This window comes from Frankia sp. CoWAU3 (genome assembly GCF_977971855.1).
Window position 1 is genome coordinate 5,319 of sequence record NZ_CDWWXB010000021.1, and the last position, 3,367, is coordinate 8,685.

The 3,367-nt window shown below is 71.9% G+C and carries 5 protein-coding genes; 3 read left to right on the forward strand and 2 right to left on the reverse strand.

Annotated elements, in window-relative coordinates:
* Positions 1 to 11 precede the first annotated feature (11 nt).
* The gene (locus AC08ON_RS03985) at positions 12 to 380 is read right to left on the reverse strand and encodes a polysaccharide deacetylase family protein (protein WP_476616476.1); all 369 of its coding nucleotides are present in this window, start codon (positions 378 to 380) and stop codon (positions 12 to 14) included.
* 302 nt (positions 381 to 682) lie between these two features.
* On the opposite strand from AC08ON_RS03985, the gene AC08ON_RS03990 reads away from it, so the two are divergent.
* The 3 genes from AC08ON_RS03990 (at position 683) to AC08ON_RS04000 (ending at position 2,124) form a co-directional block, all read left to right on the forward strand.
* Positions 683 to 1,591: a FadR/GntR family transcriptional regulator gene (locus AC08ON_RS03990; RefSeq protein ID WP_476607621.1), complete on the forward strand. Its 909-nt coding sequence runs from the start codon at positions 683 to 685 to the stop codon at positions 1,589 to 1,591.
* A gap of 117 nt (positions 1,592 to 1,708) precedes the next feature.
* Positions 1,709 to 1,879, forward strand: a complete 171-nt coding sequence (locus AC08ON_RS03995) for a hypothetical protein (protein WP_476607622.1) — start codon at positions 1,709 to 1,711, stop codon at positions 1,877 to 1,879.
* Positions 1,876 to 2,124, forward strand: a complete 249-nt coding sequence (locus AC08ON_RS04000; RefSeq protein ID WP_476616477.1) for a hypothetical protein — start codon at positions 1,876 to 1,878, stop codon at positions 2,122 to 2,124. The genes AC08ON_RS03995 and AC08ON_RS04000 overlap by 4 nt, the downstream gene beginning before the upstream one ends.
* A 499-nt stretch (positions 2,125 to 2,623) precedes the next feature.
* On the opposite strand, the gene cbiT is transcribed toward AC08ON_RS04000, so the two are convergent.
* Positions 2,624 to 3,367: precorrin-6Y C5,15-methyltransferase (decarboxylating) subunit CbiT (gene cbiT, locus AC08ON_RS04005; RefSeq protein ID WP_476616478.1), on the reverse strand; the 744-nt coding region annotated here is incomplete at its 5' end.

Consider the following 3,367-nt stretch of genomic DNA (forward strand, 5'->3'; position numbering starts at 1 on the left):
CCGCGCCGCGGTCAGCGAGCGCACGATCCGCGGCGTGCCCGGTCGGGCCCAGTCCCGGGGTCCACGTCCCAGCCGATCGCGCTCATGCCGAGGTTCGCGGCCGCGGCGAGCACGGCCGGCGACCAGTCACCACCCGGCGCGCGGAAGAGCCGGGGCGGTTTCCCACCCGCGTCGACGATGACCGACTGGGCGCGGACCATCTCGGCCCGGATCTGCGCCGGTGTGCGACGACTGAACGGCTGGGGATGGGTCATCGTGTGGTTACAGACGGAGTGCCCTTCGGCGATGATGCGGCCCACCAGGTCCCGGTGCGCGTGTGCCTGGGCCCCGACCAGGCAGAACGTTGCCTGGACCCGGTTGCGGCGCAAGACGTCGAGCATCCGCGGCGTCCACACCGGATGCGGACCGTCGTCGATCGTCAGGGCGACCGCGGCCGACAAGCACCCGCGCGAAGGAACGAGACGGTCGGGCTTCGGATCAAGCACGTCAGGCCCTATCACGTCAGGCCACGTCGGAGTCGTGCTGTGGATCGGGCGCACTCTTTCGACACGCATGATGTCGAGGCCACGATGCCGATAATTCGGATGAATCGTCGTCTTTTAACATAAATATGCCACACAGTCCACCGATATCCGACGATCATTAGGCAACAATCGACGCCCGCCGTGCAGGAGGACCGCTCATGGCATGGCCAGCCGCTCCGGCGGGAACCATCCCGGGCACGTCCGTCGCCGGGGCATCCACCACGGAGGCCACCCCGAACCCGGCGCCCCCGGTCTCGCCCGCCCACGTCCCGGCCGCCGCGTCCCCGGTCGGCCAGCGGGTGCGGGTACCCAAGACCGCGGAACTCGTCGCCAGCCAGCTGCGGCGGCGGATCATCCGCGGCGAGCTCAGCGAGGGTGACGCCCTACCGCCCGAACCCACGCTGATGGCGCAGTTCGGGGTCTCGCGCCCCACCCTGCGCGAGGCGTTCCGGGTGCTGGAGGCGGAAGCTCTGATCTTCGTGCGGCGCGGGGCCCACGGCGGCGCGCGGGTCCACACCCCGAGCCCCGAGGTCGCCGCGCGCTACGCCGGTCTCGTCCTCGAACACCGCGGCGCCACCCTGGGCGACGTCCACCAGGCCTGTGCCGTCATCGAGCCGCCGTGCGCGGCGCTGCTCGCCGAACGGCGTGATCCCGCCGACGTCGCCCGGCTGCGCCAGCTCCTCCACGAGGGTGACGAGGCCGCCGACCATCCCGTCGCGCTCGCCTCGGCCCAGGCCGCCTTTCACCTGGCCGTGGTGGAGCTGACCGGAAACAAGTCACTGACCGTGATCACCGGGATGCTCCTGCATCTCGTGGAGCTCACAAACAGCCACGGCGGTCACCCCGGTGCCGACAACCGTCCGGAGGAGACCAGCCTTGCCGAGGTCACCACCGATGACCGATCGTCCGCCCGTGCGACCCGTCGGATCCACGCCACGCTCATCGACCTCATCGAGGCCGGCGACACGCAGGGCGCCGCCGATCTCTGGCACCGGCACCTCGCCGCCCCCGACCACGCGATCCCCGGCGGTCCGGCCGACCGGTGCGTGCTGGACCTGCTCGGCTGAATCGAACTGTAGGGGGTTGGGCACGCTCTGGAGACCGTCACCCCCCACAGTCCAGCACCTTCCACAGTTCAGCCCGCGCCGCCGCGGCCGGGCCACCGCCGCCGCATAGGCGCGGGCATGGAGCCGCGACACGAAAGGATCGCGAAGATCGCTCTGGCTGCCGGGGGGCGGTACGGGCTGGCGCTCGCGGGTGGCTACGCGGTCCAGGCCCACGGGATGGGCTCCCGCCCGAGCGGGGACGTCGGCCTGTTCACCAGTTGGCAGCGCGCGACGAGTTCCCGGAGTTGACGTCGGCGGTCGTCTCCGCCCTGGAGGCAGCCGGGTACGCGATATCAATCGCCCTGCGGGCCGAAACATTCGTCCGGTGGAACGGGGTACAAAACTTTCGCGACGATCTCTCCCGGTGCGTCTGCCCTGGTCAGGAGGCCGGCTGCTGGACGGGGGTTCTGGCCGTGAGCCGGTGGGAGGACGAGCATTTTGCCCGCTTGGAGTGTGAGGTGCCGGTGCGGGGCCGGGATCGTCTGGCCTGGTGACGGGTGTCGCGGGCTGGCCTGCCTGGTGACGGTGGAGGTGGCCGCGGTGCCGGTCGGCGTGCTCGGGCTGCTGGATGCCCCGGGGATAGCGGTGCGGCACGGTCGGGTGTGCGCTGCGGCACGGTCGGGTGTGCGCTGCGGCCGGAGGAGTTCGGGGGTGGCGGGCCGTTCAAAGGGGTCGGCATCATGCCGGTGTCGCATCGGGTTCGGCTGCTGGGCGGCGGTGGCCGGTGGGTGGAACACACGATGTGGGAGGTCATGTCGCTGTCCCGGCATGCGGCCTTGACAGCGGGGAACCGGCTATGAACGGTGCCGACCGGCCTGAGTTCGACAAGGGGTCCGGGCTTGATGAGTCCTTCGTGGCCCGGCTGGAGTTGGCGTTGACCGCCCGTATCCAGGCGGAGCATCCCGGGCGGAACGCGGACCTGATCGGGCTGGTGGTCGGCCGGACGGTGGCACTTCTCGCCGTGGTCGACCTGCCGCGGCCGCTCCTAACCCTCTACATTTTCGACGGATCGACGGATCGGTGGGCGGCGGGCCACACCGTCCACTGGGTCACCGGCCTCGCCGGGCGCCATCCGGTGAAGCCACCGATCGGGGCCGCCCGACTCACTGACAACCGGACCAGATCACCGCCCAGGCGGGCGTGCCAGGAGACGAGGAGCGCCTCGGATTCGAGGGTGACGGCGTTGGCGACGAGCCGGCCACGTCCGCCCAGCGCCGCCCAGCAGGCGTCGAGCAGCCCGGGGGTCGTGAGGCCGCCCCCGATGAAGACCGCATCCGGCGCCCGCAGCCCGGCCAGGGCCTCGGGCGCCCGGCCGGGCACGATCCGCAGCGCCGGCACGCCGAGAGCCGTGGCATTGCGCCGGATCCGGTCGGCGCGCTCCGCCCGCGGCTCGATCGCGATCGCGCGACAGGTGCCATGGGTACGCATCCACTCGATCGCGATGCTGCCCGAGCCCGATCCGACGTCCCACAGCAGTTCGCCCGGGACCGGTCCGAGCCGGGCCAGGGTCACCGCCCGGATCTCCCGCCTGGTGATCTGACCGTCGTGCTCGAACGCGTCATCAGGCAAGCCCGGCGTCCGCGAGCGGTGCGGGGCGGACGGCGTGGGCACCGGCTCGACGGCGACGACGTTGAGGTCCGCCGGCTCGCGCAACGGCACCTGCGGCACGACCGACCCTTGCGACACAGCTGACCCCGGCGGCACGGCCGAGGCGGCCCCGCCCGGGTGCTCCACGGC

Excerpts from the sequence above, each read along its gene's own strand:
- AC08ON_RS03995 (WP_476607622.1), top strand. The coding sequence starts at position 1,709 with ATGGAGCCGCGACACGAAAGGATCGCGAAGATCGCTCTGGCTGCCGGG.
- AC08ON_RS03990 (WP_476607621.1), top strand. The coding sequence starts at position 683 with ATGGCATGGCCAGCCGCTCCGGCGGGAACCATCCCGGGCACGTCCGTC.
- AC08ON_RS03985 (WP_476616476.1), bottom strand. The coding sequence starts at position 380 with ATGCTCGACGTCTTGCGCCGCAACCGGGTCCAGGCAACGTTCTGCCTG.